Source organism: Burkholderia sp. IDO3 (assembly GCF_003366075.1).
Lineage (GTDB): Bacteria > Pseudomonadota > Gammaproteobacteria > Burkholderiales > Burkholderiaceae > Burkholderia > Burkholderia anthina.
Genome location: NZ_CP028962.1, coordinates 2,780,165 through 2,796,561, shown reverse-complemented (window position 1 = coordinate 2,796,561; position 16,397 = coordinate 2,780,165). Strand labels below are relative to the sequence as shown.

The 16,397-nt window shown below is 68.3% G+C and carries 14 protein-coding genes; 6 read left to right on the top strand and 8 right to left on the bottom strand.

Translation table 11 applies throughout. The features are described 5' to 3' along the window. Nucleotides 1-34 precede the first annotated feature (34 nt). A complete protein-coding gene (gene speB / locus DCN14_RS12800; RefSeq protein WP_096507766.1) occupies nucleotides 35-991 on the bottom strand; it encodes an agmatinase in 957 nt (318 codons plus the stop codon). A 140-nt stretch (nucleotides 992-1,131) separates the two neighbouring features. On the opposite strand from speB, the gene DCN14_RS12795 reads away from it, so the two are divergent. After that, nucleotides 1,132-2,043 (top strand): LysR family transcriptional regulator, encoded by a 912-nt coding sequence (locus DCN14_RS12795; protein WP_096507765.1) that lies wholly within the window; start codon nucleotides 1,132-1,134, stop codon nucleotides 2,041-2,043. Nucleotides 2,044-2,112: 69 nt separating this feature from the next. Here the strand turns inward: DCN14_RS12795 and DCN14_RS12790 are convergent, their stop codons facing one another. Beyond that, nucleotides 2,113-2,577, bottom strand: coding sequence for an Lrp/AsnC family transcriptional regulator (locus DCN14_RS12790; protein WP_060328960.1), 465 nt, complete (start codon nucleotides 2,575-2,577; stop codon nucleotides 2,113-2,115). Nucleotides 2,578-2,711: 134 nt separating this feature from the next. On the opposite strand from DCN14_RS12790, the gene DCN14_RS12785 reads away from it, so the two are divergent. The 3 genes from DCN14_RS12785 (at nucleotide 2,712) to DCN14_RS12775 (ending at nucleotide 6,945) form a co-directional block, all read left to right on the top strand. After that, nucleotides 2,712-3,335 (top strand): LysE family translocator, encoded by a 624-nt coding sequence (locus DCN14_RS12785; RefSeq protein WP_096507764.1) that lies wholly within the window; start codon nucleotides 2,712-2,714, stop codon nucleotides 3,333-3,335. Nucleotides 3,336-3,605: 270 nt separating this feature from the next. Further along, nucleotides 3,606-5,195, top strand: coding sequence for a S53 family peptidase (locus DCN14_RS12780; protein ID WP_096507763.1), 1,590 nt, complete (start codon nucleotides 3,606-3,608; stop codon nucleotides 5,193-5,195). Nucleotides 5,196-5,268: 73 nt separating this feature from the next. Next, the gene (locus DCN14_RS12775) at nucleotides 5,269-6,945 is read left to right on the top strand and encodes a peptidase S1 (RefSeq protein WP_096507762.1); all 1,677 of its coding nucleotides are present in this window, start codon (nucleotides 5,269-5,271) and stop codon (nucleotides 6,943-6,945) included. Nucleotides 6,946-7,023: 78 nt separating this feature from the next. Here the strand turns inward: DCN14_RS12775 and nadE are convergent, their stop codons facing one another. From nadE to DCN14_RS12760, 3 genes are all read right to left on the bottom strand, one after another. Then, complete coding sequence (nadE, locus tag DCN14_RS12770) at nucleotides 7,024-7,890, bottom strand: ammonia-dependent NAD(+) synthetase (protein ID WP_096507761.1); 867 nt, start codon at nucleotides 7,888-7,890, stop codon at nucleotides 7,024-7,026. Nucleotides 7,891-8,103: 213 nt separating this feature from the next. Continuing rightward, on the bottom strand, nucleotides 8,104-8,973 hold the full coding sequence (locus tag DCN14_RS12765; protein ID WP_096507760.1) for a DMT family transporter: 870 nt from the start codon (nucleotides 8,971-8,973) through the stop codon (nucleotides 8,104-8,106). A gap of 301 nt (nucleotides 8,974-9,274) precedes the next feature. Next, nucleotides 9,275-9,460, bottom strand: coding sequence for a hypothetical protein (locus DCN14_RS12760; RefSeq protein WP_006752380.1), 186 nt, complete (start codon nucleotides 9,458-9,460; stop codon nucleotides 9,275-9,277). A gap of 201 nt (nucleotides 9,461-9,661) precedes the next feature. On the opposite strand from DCN14_RS12760, the gene DCN14_RS12755 reads away from it, so the two are divergent. Both DCN14_RS12755 and DCN14_RS12750 read left to right on the top strand, forming a co-directional pair. Beyond that, on the top strand, nucleotides 9,662-10,420 hold the full coding sequence (locus DCN14_RS12755; RefSeq protein ID WP_096507759.1) for a DeoR/GlpR family DNA-binding transcription regulator: 759 nt from the start codon (nucleotides 9,662-9,664) through the stop codon (nucleotides 10,418-10,420). 112 nt (nucleotides 10,421-10,532) lie between these two features. After that, nucleotides 10,533-12,314 (top strand): phospholipase D-like domain-containing protein, encoded by a 1,782-nt coding sequence (locus DCN14_RS12750; RefSeq protein WP_096507758.1) that lies wholly within the window; start codon nucleotides 10,533-10,535, stop codon nucleotides 12,312-12,314. 114 nt (nucleotides 12,315-12,428) lie between these two features. Here the strand turns inward: DCN14_RS12750 and DCN14_RS12745 are convergent, their stop codons facing one another. From DCN14_RS12745 to DCN14_RS12735, 3 genes are all read right to left on the bottom strand, one after another. Then, entirely contained in the window at nucleotides 12,429-13,103 is a 675-nt protein-coding gene (locus DCN14_RS12745; protein WP_096507757.1) for a TetR family transcriptional regulator, read from the bottom strand. 115 nt (nucleotides 13,104-13,218) lie between these two features. Further along, complete coding sequence (locus DCN14_RS12740) at nucleotides 13,219-14,487, bottom strand: FAD-binding oxidoreductase (RefSeq protein WP_096507756.1); 1,269 nt, start codon at nucleotides 14,485-14,487, stop codon at nucleotides 13,219-13,221. 134 nt (nucleotides 14,488-14,621) lie between these two features. Continuing rightward, nucleotides 14,622-16,106 (bottom strand): amino acid permease, encoded by a 1,485-nt coding sequence (locus DCN14_RS12735; protein ID WP_346265273.1) that lies wholly within the window; start codon nucleotides 16,104-16,106, stop codon nucleotides 14,622-14,624. Nucleotides 16,107-16,397 lie beyond the last annotated feature (291 nt).

Genomic DNA, 16,397 nt, shown 5'->3' with positions numbered 1-16,397 from the left:
CTTTGATTTGGAATGGATCGTGTGCGTGCCGGGATCAGTCGCGATACGCGACGCCGGGCAGCACGCACAGCAGCTCGTACGCGAGGTTCGCGCCGAGCAGCGCCGTGGTGCCGAACGGATCGTACGGCGGCGCGACTTCGACGAGATCGCAGCCGACGATGTTCAACCCCTTCGCGCCGCGGATGATCTCGAGCGCCTGCGGCACCGTGAGGCCCGCGATTTCCGGCGTGCCGGTGCCCGGTGCGTAGGCCGGGTCGATGCCGTCGATGTCGAAGCTGATGTAGACCGGCGTGTCGCCGATGCGCGCGCGCACTTCTTCCATCAGCGGTGCGAGCGACTTGTTCCAGCATTCCTCGGCCTGCACCACGCGGAAGCCCTGCTCGCGGCACCAGTCGAAATCCTCGGCGGCGTAGCCGGTGCCGCGCAGGCCGATCTGCGTGACCTTGTCGCCGTGCAGCAGCCCTTCCTCGACCGCGCGGCGGAACGGCGTGCCGTGGGCGATCTTTTCGCCCATCATCGTATCGTTCACGTCGGCGTGTGCATCGACGTGGATCAATGCAACCTTGCCGTGCTTGCGATGGATCGCGCGCAGGATCGGCAGCGCGATCGTATGGTCGCCGCCGAGCGTGACCGGCTTGCAGTCGTGTTCGAGGATCGCGTCGTACGCGGCTTCGATGCGCGCGATGGAATCGTGCAGGTTGTACGGATTGATCGCGACGTCGCCGATGTCGGCGATCTGCAGCGAATCGAACGGCGCGGCGCGAGTGGCCATGTTGTACGGGCGCAGCAGCACGGATTCGGTACGGATCTGGCGCGGGCCGAAGCGCGCGCCGGTGCGGTTGGACGTGCCGAGGTCGAACGGCACGCCGACGAAACATGCGTCGAGCCCTGCGGCGCTCGCCACGTGCGGCAGGCGCATCATCGTCGCGATGCCGCCGCTGCGCGGCATTTCATTGCCGCCGAGCGGCTGGAAATGGGTGTGTTCGTTCATGGGGGCTGTCTCTTCCGATGTGGGGTTGCCGTATCATTCGACGCGGTCTGGCGCATAGTTTTACGCGTCCGGCCGGAAAGAAGAATGCGAAGATATCGACGTAAACATCGATTTCCATCGATGTATGGAAGGGGAATAGCGTGCTGGGGAATCTGTCGACCCTCGATCTGCGGTTGATCCGCGTGTTTCTCGCGGTCACGGACGCGGGCGGCGTTTCGGCCGCGCAGGCGATGCTGAACGTCGGCCAGTCGACGATCAGCGCGCAGCTGTCGTCGCTCGAGACACGGCTCGGCTACCGGCTCTGCGAGCGCGGCCGCAGCGGTTTCCGGCTCACGCCGAAGGGCGAGCGGTTCCATGCGATGAGCCGCAAGCTGCTCGCGGCGCTCGACGAATTCGGGATGGCGGCGCGGCACATGGACCGCCAACTGGTCGGCACGTTGAACATCGGCCTGATCGGCCATACGCCGGTCAGCCAGAACGCGCGGATCGCGGAGGCGATCGCCGCGTTCCGCACACGCGACGAGGCGGTGCGCTTCTCGATCTCCGTGCGCGCGCCGGGCGATCTCGAGGAAAAGCTGCTGAGCGACGAGATCCAGATCGCGGTGGGCTACTTCTGGCATCGCGTGCCGTCGCTGCACTACACGCCGCTGTTCATCGAGCGGCAGCTCGCATACTGCGGCCGCGGTCATCCGCTGTTCGACGGCGCGGGTGCGCTGACGCCGGCCGACGTCGCCGGCTTCGAGTGGGCCTGGCGCTCGTATCCGCTGCCGGAGGCGCAGATGTCGACGACGCCCGATCGCGTGACCGCGACCGCCGACAACATGGAGGCCGTCGCGCTGCTGATCCTGTCGGGCCATCATCTCGGCTACCTGCCGCAGCATTTCGCGGCGCCGTACGTCGCGCAGGGGCTGCTCGCGCCGCTCAATCCGGAGCAGTTGCGCTACGACGTCACGTTCCACATGGTCGTGGCGCGCAACGGGCGCGGCGACCCGCTCGTCGAAGCGTTTCTCGAGGATCTCGAACGCGCGCACCAGTCTCCCGACGTGGCGTGACACGCCGCATGATGCCGGCGCGGGCGGCAACGTGAGCCCGTGCCGCGCCGGCGTGGCCTGCTGCCTGCGTCACGGCACCGGCAACCCCGCGTCGTGCTTCACTTCCCGCAACGACAGCGCCGACTCGATCGACGTCACGCCCGGCAGCATCCGCAGCGAATCGCGCAGGAACGTGCCGTAGTCGTCGAGATCGCGCGCGACCACCTGCAGCAGATAGTCGGCGGTGCCCGCGACGTTGTGGCACGCGAGGATCCGCTCGATGCCGAGCACTTCCCGTTCGAACCGGTCGGCGACCTTGCGGTCGTGCGTCGCGAAACGCACCAGCACGAACGCGACGACGCCGAAGCCGAGCGCCTGGCGCGACAGCTGTGCGCGGTAACGCTCGATGTAGCCGTCGCTTTCGAGACGCTTCAGGCGACGCGCGCACGGCGTCTCCGACAGGCCGACGGAGTCGGCCAGACGCGCGATCGGCAGGCGGCCGTCGCGCTGCACCGCGGCGAGGATCGCGCGATCGGTTTTGTCGAGTTCGGTCATCTTGGCGGAATCCTTGTTCGGATATCGTGATTGTGGCGGATTCCACTATCGATCGCCAATCCGGTATCGAAAATGGCCAATAATCCCTCGTCCTTCAGCGGCAACATATCGTCATTGGAGGACGGGGGCAGACCATGATTTCCACGCATTTGCTGTTGATTTACCTCGCCGCGCTGGCGGCCATTTACGCGGTGCCCGGGCCCGACATGGCGCTCGTGCTGCAGACCAGCATCGGCCGCGGCGTGCGTCCGGGCATGGCGGCGGCGGCCGGCCTGTCGCTGTCGCGCACCGCGCATGTGACGCTGTCCGCCTGCGGCGTCGCGGCGCTGATCCGCAGTGCGCCGTGGCTGTACGAAGTGATCCGCTACGGCGGCGCGCTCTATCTCGCGTACGTCGCGATCCAGGTGTTCCGCTCGCCGGTGTTCGCGCTCGGCGACGGCGAGGCCGCTGCCGCGGGCGAACTGCGGCAATCGTTCTTCAAAGGGCTGCTGACGAACCTGCTGAACCCGAAGGCGCTGCTGTTCTGCTCGGTGCTGCTGCCGCAGTTCGTGCGGCCCGAAGCCGGGCCGGTGGTGTGGCAGATGTTCGAACTCGGCGCGCTGCTCGTCGCGGCCGGCGTGTGTTTCGACCTCGCGTGCGTGTTCGGCGCGTCGCGCATCGCGGCGTGGATGCGTGCGCATCCGCTCGCGCAAACCGTGCAGCGCTGGACGTTTTCAGCCGCGCTGATCGGCTTCGCGCTGCGCCTGTCGATGGACTGACCGGCCGATTGAATGGCATCCCGGCATCGCTGCCGTGCCGCTCGACAGGCGCGCACGGCGCGGTGCATCACCGAACGAAGGGCGCGCGCAATGCCGGCCTTCGCACGCCTCTTCGTCACGGCGGCGCACGCGCGCAAATCGTCTGACTGTTCTAAACTTCCTTTAACTTCGCGCTGCTGCGAACCGACTGATTGAACGGAACCGTCTTCCGCCGGCCCTGTCCGATTTCCTGGCTGTTCCGTGCAACGCGGTACCAAGGAGGGTCTGAACATGGCAAGGCATCTTCAAGCCGACCGTGAACCCCGAATCGTCGCCGAGTCCAAGTGTATCGGCCAGTGCGATCCGGCAGAACGCATCCACGTCACGATCATGTTGCGGCGGCAGGAAGAAGGGCAACTCGATGCATTGGTCCACCAGCTCGCGACCGGCGACGCTCGCGCAAAACCGGTGTCGCGCGATGCATTCGCCCAGCGTTTCTCCGCGAGTCCCGACGACATTCGCAAGACCGAGGACTTCGCACGCCGTCATCAACTCACGGTCGATCGTGTCGATCCGGTCGAAAGCGTCGTCGTGCTGTCCGGCACGATCCAGCAATTCGAAGCCGCCTTCAGCGTGAAGCTCGAGCGTTTCGAGCATCGCTCGATCGGTCAGTATCGCGGCCGCTCGGGCCCGATCGTGTTGCCCGACGATATCGGCGATGCGGTCACGGCCGTGCTCGGTCTCGACAGCCGTCCGCAGGCGCGGCCGCACTTCCGGCTGCGTCCGCCGTTCAAGCCCGCACGCGGCGCCGCGGGCGTCACGTTCACGCCGGTCCAGCTCGCGTCGCTGTACGGTTTCCCGGCCGGCGACGGCGCGGGGCAATGCATCGCGATCGTCGAACTCGGCGGCGGCTATCGCGCGGCCGATATCCAGCAATATTTCCGCGGGCTCGGGATCAACACGCCCCCAGCGCTCGTCGACGTGAACGTCGGCACCGGCCGCAATGCGCCGAGCGGCGATCCGAACGGCCCGGACGGCGAAGTCGCGCTCGACATCGAGATCGCCGGTGCGATCGCGCCGGCCGCGAAGATCGCGATCTACTTCGCGCCGAACAGCGACGCGGGCTTCATCCAGGCCGTGAACGCGGCCGTCAGCGACAAGACCAACCAGCCTTCGGTGATCTCGATCAGCTGGGGCGGGCCGGAAGCGATCTGGCAGGCGCAGTCGGCGCAGGCGTTCGACCGCGTGCTGCAGGCGGCCGCCGCACAGGGGATCACGGTGTGCGCGGCGTCGGGCGACAGCGGCTCGGGCGACGGGCTGCAGGACGGCGCCGATCATGTCGACTTCCCCGCGTCGAGCCCGTACGTGCTCGGCTGCGGCGGCACGCAGCTCGATGCGTTGCCGGGGCAGGGCATTCGCAGCGAGGTCACGTGGAACGACGAAGCGGCCGGCGGTGGCGCGGGCGGCGGCGGCGTCAGCGCGATGTTCGACCTGCCGACGTGGCAGCAGGGGCTGACCGTGACGCGCGCCGACGGCAGCAGCACGCCGCTCGCCAAGCGCGGCGTGCCGGACGTCGCCGGCGATGCATCGCCGCAAACGGGCTACGAGGTGTCGGTTGCCGGCACGCCCGCGGTGATGGGGGGCACGAGCGCGGTCGCGCCGCTGTGGGCCGCGCTGATCGCGCGGATCAACGCGGCGGCCGGCGCCTCGGTCGGCTGGGTCAATCCGGTGCTGTACAAGCATCCCGGCGCGCTGCGCGACATCACGAAAGGCTCGAACGGCACCTATGCGGCCGCGTCCGGCTGGGATGCATGCACGGGCCTCGGCAGCCCGGACGGCGCGAAGCTCGCCGCGGTCCTCGCGCGCAAGCCGTCGAGCTGACGCGCCGGCACATGCGTTTTCTTGCGACGCGGGTGTCCTGCCCGCGTCTTTTTTCACCTCCAGGAGCAGCACGATGGACATCGATTCCGCATCTTCCGGCGACGTGTATCCGCTGCATCACGGCGACCTCAATTCGCATGGCGTGCCGGCGGCCGTCAGTCCGGTCGCGCTGAGCCACGGCCGCGACCAGCCGTTCTTCGATCCCGTTGCATACGGCAACGGCCCCGACGACTCGGTGACCGACACGACCGAAGCGGCCGCGATCACGCACCACACGATCCTGATCGGCGGGAAGCGCATTGCCTATACGGCGACGGCCGGCCATCTCGTGACCGTCGATCCGAGCAGCTCGCAACCGGCCGCGAAGCTCTTCTATGTCGCGTTCACGGCCGACGGCGCGAAGGAAGAAACGCGGCCCGTGACGTTCTTCTACAACGGCGGCCCCGGTTCGTCGTCGGTGTTCGTGCTGCTCGGCTCGTTCGCGCCGAAGCGCATCAAGACGTCGATGCCGGGGTTCACGCCGCCCGCGCCGTATCAGATGGAAGACAACCCCGACAGCATGATCGACCACAGCGACCTGGTCTTCATCAACCCGGTCGGCACCGGCTATTCGGCGGCCGTCGCGCCGAACAAGAACCGCAATTTCTGGGGCGTCGACCAGGATGCGGATTCGCTGAAGCAGTTCATCAAGCGCTACCTGACCAAGAACAATCGCTGGAATTCGCCGAAATACCTGTTCGGCGAGTCGTACGGCACGGCGCGCAGCTGCGTGCTCGCCTACAAGCTGCACGAGGACGGCGTCGACCTGAACGGCGTCACGCTGCAGTCGTCGGTCCTCGACTACCGGCAGGCCGGCAATCCGGTCGGCGCGCTGCCGACCGCGGCGGCCGACGCGTGGTATCACAAGAAACTCGGCGTCAAGCCGGCGCCGACGGATCTCGGCGCGTTCGTCGAGGAGGTCGCGCAGTTCGCGCGCACCGATTACCTGACCGCGTTGCGCAACGTGCCGCATGCCGCCCCGGCCACCGTGCAGAAGCTCTCCGGGTACACGGGCATCGACACGGCGACGCTGCAGACGTGGGGGCTCGACATCGCGGGCTACGATGCGCGCGGCAATTCGCTGTTCCTGACGACGCTGCTGCATGCTCAGGGGCTCGCGCTCGGCTCGTACGACGGCCGCGTGACCGGGATCTCGTCGGGGATCGCCGGCAAGATCGACCCGAACTCGGGCGGCAACGACCCGACGATGACGGCGGTGACGGGCGTCTACACGGCGATGTGGAACAGCTACCTGAACGAGCAGCTGAAGTTCACGTCGAACTCCGCGTTCACGGACCTGAACGACCAGGCATTCCAGAACTGGGATTTCAGCCACATCGACCCGACCGGCGCGCAGCAGGGCATCGATGCGAAGGGGAACGTGATTCTCTATACGGCGGGCGATCTTGCCGCGGTGATGGCGCTGAACATCGACCTGAAGGTGCTGTCGGCGAACGGCTTCTACGATTTCGTCACGCCGTTCTACCAGACCGTGATCGACCTGCAGCAGATGCCGCTCGAGGATCAGAAGGTGCGGCAGAACCTGTCCGCGCGCTTCTATCCGTCGGGGCACATGGTGTATCTCGACGGCGGTTCGCGCACCGCGCTCAAGCGCGATCTCGCGACGATGTACGACGCGACGGTCGGCGATACGGGCGCGCGGATGCGGATCCGCGCGCTGCAGGCGAAGAAGACGGGCGGGCCCGCATAGCGCTGCCCGCCGGGCACGTGCCGCGCGCAACCGCTACGGTGCGGTTCGCGCGGTTCGTGTGATCGGTGGTGCCGTCGATCAGCCGCGGTGGCCGGGTTGTGCGGCCGGCCAGTCGAACGGCGTGTACGGCAGCGCGCGCTTGTGGCGCGAGCCTTCGTGGAAACGCAGCACCGTTTCGTAGACGCGGTCGCTGACGGGCTTGCCTTCGAGGAAATCGTCGATCTCGTCGTAGGTCACGCCGTATGCGTGCTCGTCGGGGCGCAGCGGGCGCAGTTCCTCGAGGTCGGCCGTCGGCACCTTCATCACGATCGATTCCTCGCCGCCGAGCGCGCGGGCGAGCGCACGCACGCGGCGCTTGTTCAGGCCGGCGAGCGGCAGAATGTCCGCGCCGCCGTCGCCGAATTTCGTGAAGAAACCCATCAGCGATTCGGCCGCGTGGTCGGTGCCGATCACGATGCCGCGCCGCGCGCCGGCGACCGCGTATTGCGCGATCATGCGCTCGCGCGCCTTGATGTTGCCGTGCACGAAGTCCTGCTGTGCCGGCGTGTCGAATGCGTGGCCGGACGCGGCCAGCGACGCGAGCATCGCGTCGGCGGCGGGCTTCACGTCGACCGTCAGTGCTTCGTCCGCGCGCACGAAGTCGAGCGCGCGCTGCGCATCGGCTTCGTCGTTCTGCACGCCGTTCGGCAAACGCATCGCGATGAAGCGCGCGTCGTAGCCGTCGGCGCGCAGCCGTTCGACCGACAACTGCGCGAGCCGCCCGGCCGTCGACGAATCGACGCCGCCGCTGATGCCGAGCACGTAGGTCCGCAGGCCGGTCGAACGGAGGTACTGCGCGAGGAAATCGACGCGCCGGGCGATCTCGGCATCGACGTCGAAGTGCGGGGCGACGTTCAGTTCGGCAATGATCGCGCGTTGGCGGCTGGCGTAATCGGCGGATGTCATGAAGGGAGTTCCGGAACGAAATGCAAGGCGCCCATCATAAGCGCAATCGTGGCCCGGCGCCGCGCCGGGCGTGCGATCCGGCCGCCGCGCGTTGCATCGGCGAGACGCGATGCATCGTGATGGTGCAGCCCGCGACCGGGCGCACCGGAGCGGGCGTCCGGATGCGTCGTTCCGAGGCATGCGCGGCCGATGCGGCAGGTGCTTGCGCCCGCGTCAGCGCCGTGCGAGCACGACGCCCACCAGCGCGAGCGCGAAGCCGGCGAGCTGAATGGCCGCGAGCGTTTCGCCGAACAGCAGGTAACCCTGCAGCGCGGCGAGCGGCGGCGCGAGAAACAGCAACGACGTCGCGCGTGCCGCGTTGCCGCGGCGCAGCATCCACATCAGCATCGTGACCGCGCCGCCGGACAGGAACACGATGCCCCATACGAGCGATATCCACAGCGCGGGCGCGCCGATCCAGCGCGTTTCGTGCAGCAGCGCGACGAAAATCGCCGCGACGATCGCCGCGCCGAGGTTCTGCACGGCGACGGCCGTGCGCAGGTCGTTCTGTGCGAGCTTGCCCTTCTGGTACAGCGAGCCCGCGGTGATCGAGCCGACCGACAGCACCGATACGACCACGACGAACCACGCCGGCGCCGTGCCCTGCGGCGGCGCGACGCCGCCCGCGACCTTCGGCGCGAGCACGAGCGCGACGCCGGCGAGCCCGAGCGCCATCCCGAGCCAGCCGCGCGCGGGCAGACGCTCGTTGAACAGCGGCACCGCGAGCACGGCGGTGGCGAGCGGCTGCAGCGCGCCGAGCAGCGCCATCACGCCGGCGTTCAGCCCTTGCGCGACGGCCCAGTAGCTGGCGCCGAGATAGATGCCCTGCAGCAGCGCGCCCGCGATCAGGTGACGCGGCCATTCGCGGCGGCCCGGCCACGGCGCACGCGCGACGAACGCCACCGCGCCGAACAGCACGGCCGTGCCCGCGAAGCGCGCGAGCAGGAACAGGTTCGGATCGGCATAGGGCTTGATGGCCCGCGCGACGATGAAGCCGGTGGACCACAGCGCGACGAAGGCCGCGGCGACGAGCGAGGTAAGCATGCAGGACGGGCCGCGACGCGGCCGGACGAATCGTGAAGTCGGTCAGTATCGGGCGAAGCGAGGTTGCCGTCTTGTCGAATTCTGCACTCGCTCGCTTGCACGTCGCGCCGCGTCGTGCGGAGCGGCGGCGAAGGCGATCGTCGAGGGGCTGCATCTGCTGCGGGCGGCGGCCGCAGACGCGTCGGCGCGCGGCGTGGCGGTACGCGGGCCGTTCGTTATCGAACGGCCGGGACCAGGGCCGGGGCCGGGTGAACCGGCCGCAACGGAAGCGCGCGCACGCACGCGCGAAACGAAGGGGAGATCAGTCGAGGGAGAACGTGTCGAGCGGCTGGTTCGCGCGCGCATCGGTCGCGAAGCGCGCGGCGAGCTGTTCGTACAGCCGGCGCGCCTCGTCGAGCGTCAGGTCGATCCAGTACGGATCGCCGGCGCCGTCGTTGAGTCGTTCGGGCGAAAACTGGATTTCGAGCACACTGCCTTTGCGATACATGGCGTGAGTTCCTTGATGGTCTGCCGTTCGGCGAAACGCAAAGTGTAGCAATCGCATGCCGCACCGATTCGCGCACCTCAGGCAATACAGAATTTCACTTTCGCTGAATCCGGTTGTCGTCGCGCCGCCGTCAAATGACCGTCAAACGGCCGTAATACAATGGTCGGCTTACCCATTACCAGTCGCCCCGGGCGCATTGCGATGCTGGCGGAACAACGTCATCAATACATCCTGTCGGAGCTTGGACGGTCGGGCGCGCTGTCGGTCGCCGAACTCGTGCGTTCGCTCGACGTGTCGCGCGAGACGGTACGGCGCGACCTGAATGCGCTCGCGGCGCGCGGCCTGCTCGTGATGACGCACGGCGGCGCGCTGGCGGCGGACCGCCGCGAGCCGAGCCTGTCCGAGCGCGAAGCGGCAAACGCCGAAGCGAAGCGCACGATCGGGCGGCGCGCGGCCGAATTCGTGCCCGACGACGCCTCGGTGCTGATCGACTCGGGCAGCACGCCGCATGCGGTCGCGCTCGCGCTGGCCGATCGTCACCGGTTGTCGATCTACACGAACGACTGGCGCACCGCGTTCGTGCTCGCGCGGCGCAACGGCAATCGCGTGACGCTGCTCGGCGGCGAACTGTCCGACGACGAAGACGCCACGTTCGGGCTCGATACGATCCAGCAGCTCGCGCAATACCATGTCGACTTCGCATTCGTCGGCGCGGGCGGCATCACGACCGACGGCGACTGCACCGACTATTCGCGGCTCGCCGCCGAAGTGCGCAGCCGGATGATCGCGGCGGCCGGCATGGCGATCATCGTCGCCGACCATTCGAAGTTCGGCCGCGTGACGCCGGTGCGGATCAACGGCACGTCGGCCGCACGCTATCTGGTCACCGAGCGCATGCCGGACAAGGCCGTGCGCCGCGCGCTGACCGCCCGCGGCATCGAACTGCTCGTGTGCGACTGACCGACTGACGCGGCGCTGACATACAAGGTTCATCGAACGGTCATCGCAGGGGAAGAAGCACCGTCGACACTGACCCATTCATCTCGACCGGCCGGCCCGGCAGGAGCAACGAATGACCGTCAGCGTACGCAGCTATCTTTCCCCGACCCTCGTGCTGCTGGCCTTCGACTGGCCCGATGCGGCGTCGCGCACCGATTTCCTCGGCTTCGCGATCCGGCGCACGCCGGGCTTCTGGTCGGCCGACGGCAAGACGCGGGCGCCGAACAGCTGGCTGCCGAACCGGCTGACGTTCGACGGCCCGGCCGCCGATACGCAGGGCGACGCGCCGACCGATCAGGCGCCGATCCAGAAATTCATGTGGTGGGATGCGCGCATCGATCCGCAGGATCGCGGCGCGGCGTTCCGCTATGACGTCTATCCGGTCGTCGGCACGCCGGCGGACCTGCAGGTGCTCGATGCGCAAGCGGGCGTGTGCGACGTCGTGCTGCCCGCGCACGTCGAGGACGGCATCGGCACCTGGTTCAACCGCGCGGTGGTCAGCTCGCAGGCGTTCGCGAAGCAGGTCGCGGCGCTGGGCCTCGAACCGAATGCGGCGCCGAGCGCCGCCCAGGCGCTGAAGCTGCGCACGTGGCTCGCGAACGACATGGAGCAGGTGTTTGCGCAGGTGCTCGACCCGGCGTCGCGCGCGGCGTCGGCCGTCTATCACCTGACCGACACGCTGTGGGCGCTGCCCGCGTTCGAAGCGTTCGGCCGTCAGCATGGCGAAGCGTCGCTTGCGATCGTCTACGACGCGCACACCACCGCGCGCAAGGGCAAGCCGCCGCTGCCGTCGCCGAACCAGCCGGCCGTCGATGCGCTGCAGGGGCTCGCGACGCTGGCGCCGCGCGACCGGACGCACATCATGCACGACAAGTTCATCGTGACGGACACGCCGCCGGACGCGGCGCCCGCGCGCGTGCTGACCGGTTCCGCGAACTTCACGACCGAAGGGCTGACGGAGCAGGCGAACGTGCTGCACGCGTTCGATTCGCCCGAGCTGGCCGCGCTGTACAACGATCGGGCGCATGCGCTCGCCGCGAATCCGCCGATCGCGGAGACGGCGCGGCTGTCGCAGGGCTGGTCGGCGCCGATGACGGTGGGCAGCGCGCGGGTGCGCGTTGCGTTTTCGCCGGAGCCGGCGGGGCAGCGCACCGAGATCGATACGATCGTCGCCGCGATCGCGGCCGCGAAGCACTCGGTGTCGTTCTGCCTGTTCATGCCGACCGATGCGGCGTTGCGCGATGCCTGCTTTGCGGCCGGCGACCGCGGCCTGATGATGTTCGGGCTGGTGAACCGCATCAACGTCGGCAGCGCGACGAAGGCCGATGCCGCGCAACACGATGGTCAGTCGCTCGATGCGGCGACGCTCGCGAACCTCGAGCTGTACCACCGCCAGCGCGACCATCGCGACGTGATCGATGCCGCGTATTTTTCACCGGCGACGGTGCCGAAGGGCTTCGAGCCGGAGCTGCGCCTCTTTCCGGGCGAACCGGCGCCTGCATACCCGCCGGTCGTGATCCATCACAAGTTCATCGTGATCGATGCGGAAGGCGCGAACCCGATCGTCTATACGGGCTCGGCGAACATGAGCCGCAACTCCGAGCAGTACAACGACGAGAACCTGCTCGAGATTCGCGATACACGCATCGCGGCGATCTATCTCGCGGAATTCCTGCGGCTCTACGAGCACTATCGTGCGCGGGCGCTGTCGATCGAGACGAAGCAGCACGGCGCGGGCACGCACCGGCAGCTCTCGCTCGCGCCGGATTCGAGCTGGGCGAAGAAGTACTACGTGGCGGGCAGCCCGGAAGAGAAGGCGCGGATCGCGCTGGCGGCGACGGCACCGACGGACTGACGCGCGGCGCACGCGTTCGAATGCGCGCATGCGTCCGGCTCATGCCGGATGCATGCGTCGCGGCCTCGTTCGAGGTGCGAGTGCGCGACTCGCCGGCGTGTTTCGGGGAGAGGGCTACGCGGCGACGTAGCGCAGCACGGAGTCGGCGATCGTCTCGCGATGCCGCGCCCGCAGACGCGGCGCCGACGGATCGCGGCCGAATGCGGCGCCGAACGTGTAGCGGTTCGACACGCGGTGGAAGCAGAACGAGCTGATCAGCAGGTGCAGGTCGAACGCGTCGATGTCCTTGCGGAACGCGCCGCTCGCCGCGCCGCGCTCGAGCAGTTCCTCGAGCGTCTTGATGATGCTGACGTTGCGGTTCTTGAACGACTTCAGCTGTTCGAGATACTTCGCGCCATGGATGTTCTCGATCGACACGAGGCGGACGAAGTCGCGATGCTTGTCGTGATAGTCGAACGTGAATTCGACGAGCCTGCGCATGCCTTCGCGCGGCTCCATGTCGCCGACGTGCAGTTCCTGCTCGAGCGCGCGGATGTCGCCGTACACCTTCTCCAGCACGGCCTCGTACAGGCCTTCCTTGCTTTCGAAGTAGTAGTAGAGCATCCGCTTCGTCGTGTTCGTGCGCTCGGCGATCGCGTCGACGCGCGCACCGGCGAGGCCCATCGCGGAAAATTCCTGCGTGGCGACGTCGAGGATGTTGCGCTTGGTTTGCTCGGGATCGTATTTGCGCCGCGTGTCGGACGCAAGCGCGCGGCTTTCGGACGTGGCGGCCTTGCTTCCAGCTTTCATGTGACTTTGTTGTGGGTTCGCGGCGGCATGGAGAAACCATTCTAGCATGCGGGAAATCCCCGCCCGGCCGACCTCCCGCTCTAATCGGCCGCGCGGTGTCGACCATTGCCGCCGGTCAGCGCCGGCACGACGCGAGCGCGTCGCGGGCCTGGTACGCGGTGTACGTGAGTTGCGCGGCGGCGAGGCCCGCGAGCCCGAACGTGCGCGTGAGCCCGAACGCGGCGAAGCCTTCCGGCACGGGCTGCTCGCCGGCCAGCGCGGCGGCGAGCGCTTCGCCGGCGACGGTGGTCGGCGCCATCCCGTGGCCGCCGAACGCGATCGCGTGCCACACGCCGTCCGCATCGCGGCCGATCTGCGGCATCTTGTGCCGCGCGTAGCTCATCAGCCCGCCCCACGCGTAGTCGACCTTCACGCCGTCGAGCTGCGGATACACCCGCAGCAGGTCGCGGCGCAGCAGGCGCGCGATCGCGTCGGGGCCGCGGTCGAGTACCGAGATCCGGCCGCCCCACAGGATCCGCGTGTCCTTCAGCGGACGGTAGTAGTCGAATGCGAAGCGCGTGTCGTAGATCGCGTACGGCGCGTCGATCGCGTCCGGCAGCCGCGTGCCGAGCGGTTCGGTCGCGATCACGTAGGTCGCGATCGGCAGCACCGCGCGTTCGATGCGCGGCGACACGCCGCGCGCATAGCCGCCGCCGGCGAACACGACGTCCTTCGCGCGCACCGTGCCCTGCGCCGTGCGCACGACGTAGCCGGCGCCTTCGCGGGCGATGCCGAGCGCGGCCGAACGTTCGTACACCCGTGCGCCGCCGCGCGAGGCGGCCGCCGCGACGCCGAGCACGTACTTGAGCGGGTGGAAGTGGAACGCGTTCGGCTCGAACAGCCCGCCGTAGTAGCGCTGCGTCTTGAGCCGCGCGCGCATCGCGTCGGTTGCGACCGGTTCCCAGTCGACGTTGAATTCCTGCTTCATCAGCGTGCGCACGCCGTCGAGCCGCGACGGATCGTTGAACCAGTTCGCGAGCATCACGCCCTCGTCGACGATGTCGCAATCGATCCCGTAGCGCGCGATGCGCGTGCGGATCAGGTCGACCGCGTCGACGGTGAGCCGGTACAGGCGACGCCCTTCGTCGCGGCCGAGCGTGCGCAGCAGATCCGCGTTGTCGAGGCTGTAGCCGCCGAACACGAAGCCGCCGTTGCGGCCCGATGCGCCGAAGCCGACCCGCTCGCTGTCGAGCACGACGACGTCCGTCACGCCGCGCTCGACGAGACCGAGCGCCGTGCACAGGCCGGCGAGGCCGCCGCCGACGATGCAGACTTGCGTGTCGATCGTGCCGGTCAATTGCGGGTAGGGCTGGCGGGTAACGGTGGCTTCGTAGAAATTCTGCATGCGGTTTCGGTGACTCGTAACGGCGGAAAACGGACGGCGCGCGTCGATCTTGCCTGAACGCGCGCGCCGCGTCGAATGGGGTTTTCAGTGCGCCGGCCGTCGCGGTCGGGCGGCGGCCGGCGCGTTACCGGGCGTTATGCGCCCGGCGTCGGGTTGACGGGACGGGCGACGTAGGCCGGATAATCGGCGTCGGCCTTCTCCGCGGCGTCGGGCATCGCGTTGCGCTCGATCCACGGCGCGATCTCCATGTCCTCGTAGCGGACGAGGCGGCATTTGCGCACCAGCGCGTAGCCGAGCCAGATCACGAGGAAGAACGGCAGGCCGATGTAGGTCGCGGCGATGCCGGCCCAGTCGATCCTGTCGGCGAGGAACGCCTGGTAGTCCTGGCCGAGCGCGACGATCGCGCACAGCGCGAACGCGAACAGCGGGCCGAACGGGAACCACTTCGACCGGTACGGCAACTGGTCGAGCCGGTAGCCCTGTTTCAGGAAACCCTTGCGGAACCGGTAATGGCTGACCGCGATGCCGAGCCATGTGATGAAGCCGGCCATGCCCGACGTGTTCAGCAGCCACAGGTACACCGTCTTGTCGCCGTACAGCGACGTGAGGAAGCACAGCCCGCCGATCGCCGTCGTCGCGTACAGCGCATTGCGCGGCACGCCGCCCGGCGACAGTTTGGCGAACAGTTTCGGCGCGCGGCCTTCGACCGCGAGGTTGTAGAGCATCCGCGTCGACGCGTACATGCCCGAGTTGCCGGCCGACAGCACGGCCGTCAGGATCACCGCGTTCATCACGCCGGCCGCGAACGCGAGGCCCGCGTGGCGGAACACCAGCGTGAACGGGCTCACGCCGATGTCGGTCACGTCGCTCTTCAGCAGGCTCGGGTCGGTGTACGGAATCAGCACGCCGATCACGAAGATCGCGAACACGTAGAACAGCAGGATGCGCCAGAAGATCTGGCTGACCGCGCGCGGGATCGTGGTGCGCGGATTTTCCGATTCGCCGGCCGCGACGCCGATCATTTCGGTGCCCTGGAACGAGAAGCCCGCGATCATCGCGACGCCGAGCATCGTCGCCCAGCCGCCCGCGAACGGCGCGTCGCCGATCGTGAAGTTGCCCCAGCCGGCGCTCGGGCCGCCCTGCATGATCCCGAAGATCATCAGCAGGCCGATGCCGACGAACGCGAGCACCGTCAGCACCTTGATCAGCGCGAACCAGTATTCGGCCTCGCCGAAGCCGCGCACCGACAGCGCGTTGAGCGCGAAGATCAGCGTGAGGAAGATCGCGCTCCACCAGACGCCCGGTACGTGCGGGAACCAGTAGTTCATCACGAGCTGCGCGGCGACGAGTTCCACCGCGAGCGTCACGGCCCAGCTGTACCAGTAGTTCCAGCCGAGCGCGAAGCCGAAGCCTTCGTCGACGAACTTCGAGCCGTAGGTCGCGAACGAGCCGGATACCGGCATGAACGCGGCCATTTCGCCGAGGCTCGTCATCAGGAAATACACCATCAGGCCGATCATCATGTATGCGACCATCGCGCCGCCGGGGCCGGCCTGCGAGATCGACGCGCCGGACGCGACGAACAGGCCCGTGCCGATCGAGCCGCCGATCGCGATCATGCGCAGATGGCGTGCCTGCAGGCTGCGGTGGAGGGACGGCTTCGCGGGCGGCGAGCCGGACGGGCGGGGCGAATCGGGGCGGGCATCTGAATGCATGGCGGGTGCTGAGCGCTGTCTCCGGGATTGTCTTTTGGCTGCGAAGCGCGACGCGTCGCCGGCCGCCGCCGGGCGGCGGGGCTTCGCGGGAATGATCCGGTGCAACCGGCCCGCGACGCGCGTCGTCTTCGTCTGTCGTCCGGCCGCCGTCGGCGGCCGTCGATGCGCCGGGTGCGGCGCACCTCGACGTCGCCC

Excerpts from the sequence above, each read along its gene's own strand:
- speB (WP_096507766.1), bottom strand. The coding sequence starts at position 991 with ATGAACGAACACACCCATTTCCAGCCGCTCGGCGGCAATGAAATGCCG.
- DCN14_RS12790 (WP_060328960.1), bottom strand. The coding sequence starts at position 2,577 with ATGACCGAACTCGACAAAACCGATCGCGCGATCCTCGCCGCGGTGCAG.
- DCN14_RS12785 (WP_096507764.1), top strand. The coding sequence starts at position 2,712 with ATGATTTCCACGCATTTGCTGTTGATTTACCTCGCCGCGCTGGCGGCC.
- DCN14_RS12780 (WP_096507763.1), top strand. The coding sequence starts at position 3,606 with ATGGCAAGGCATCTTCAAGCCGACCGTGAACCCCGAATCGTCGCCGAG.
- DCN14_RS12775 (WP_096507762.1), top strand. The coding sequence starts at position 5,269 with ATGGACATCGATTCCGCATCTTCCGGCGACGTGTATCCGCTGCATCAC.
- nadE (WP_096507761.1), bottom strand. The coding sequence starts at position 7,890 with ATGACATCCGCCGATTACGCCAGCCGCCAACGCGCGATCATTGCCGAA.
- DCN14_RS12765 (WP_096507760.1), bottom strand. The coding sequence starts at position 8,973 with ATGCTTACCTCGCTCGTCGCCGCGGCCTTCGTCGCGCTGTGGTCCACC.
- DCN14_RS12760 (WP_006752380.1), bottom strand. The coding sequence starts at position 9,460 with ATGTATCGCAAAGGCAGTGTGCTCGAAATCCAGTTTTCGCCCGAACGA.
- DCN14_RS12755 (WP_096507759.1), top strand. The coding sequence starts at position 9,662 with ATGCTGGCGGAACAACGTCATCAATACATCCTGTCGGAGCTTGGACGG.
- DCN14_RS12750 (WP_096507758.1), top strand. The coding sequence starts at position 10,533 with ATGACCGTCAGCGTACGCAGCTATCTTTCCCCGACCCTCGTGCTGCTG.
- DCN14_RS12745 (WP_096507757.1), bottom strand. The coding sequence starts at position 13,103 with ATGAAAGCTGGAAGCAAGGCCGCCACGTCCGAAAGCCGCGCGCTTGCG.
- DCN14_RS12740 (WP_096507756.1), bottom strand. The coding sequence starts at position 14,487 with ATGCAGAATTTCTACGAAGCCACCGTTACCCGCCAGCCCTACCCGCAA.
- DCN14_RS12735 (WP_346265273.1), bottom strand. The coding sequence starts at position 16,106 with ATGATCGCGATCGGCGGCTCGATCGGCACGGGCCTGTTCGTCGCGTCC.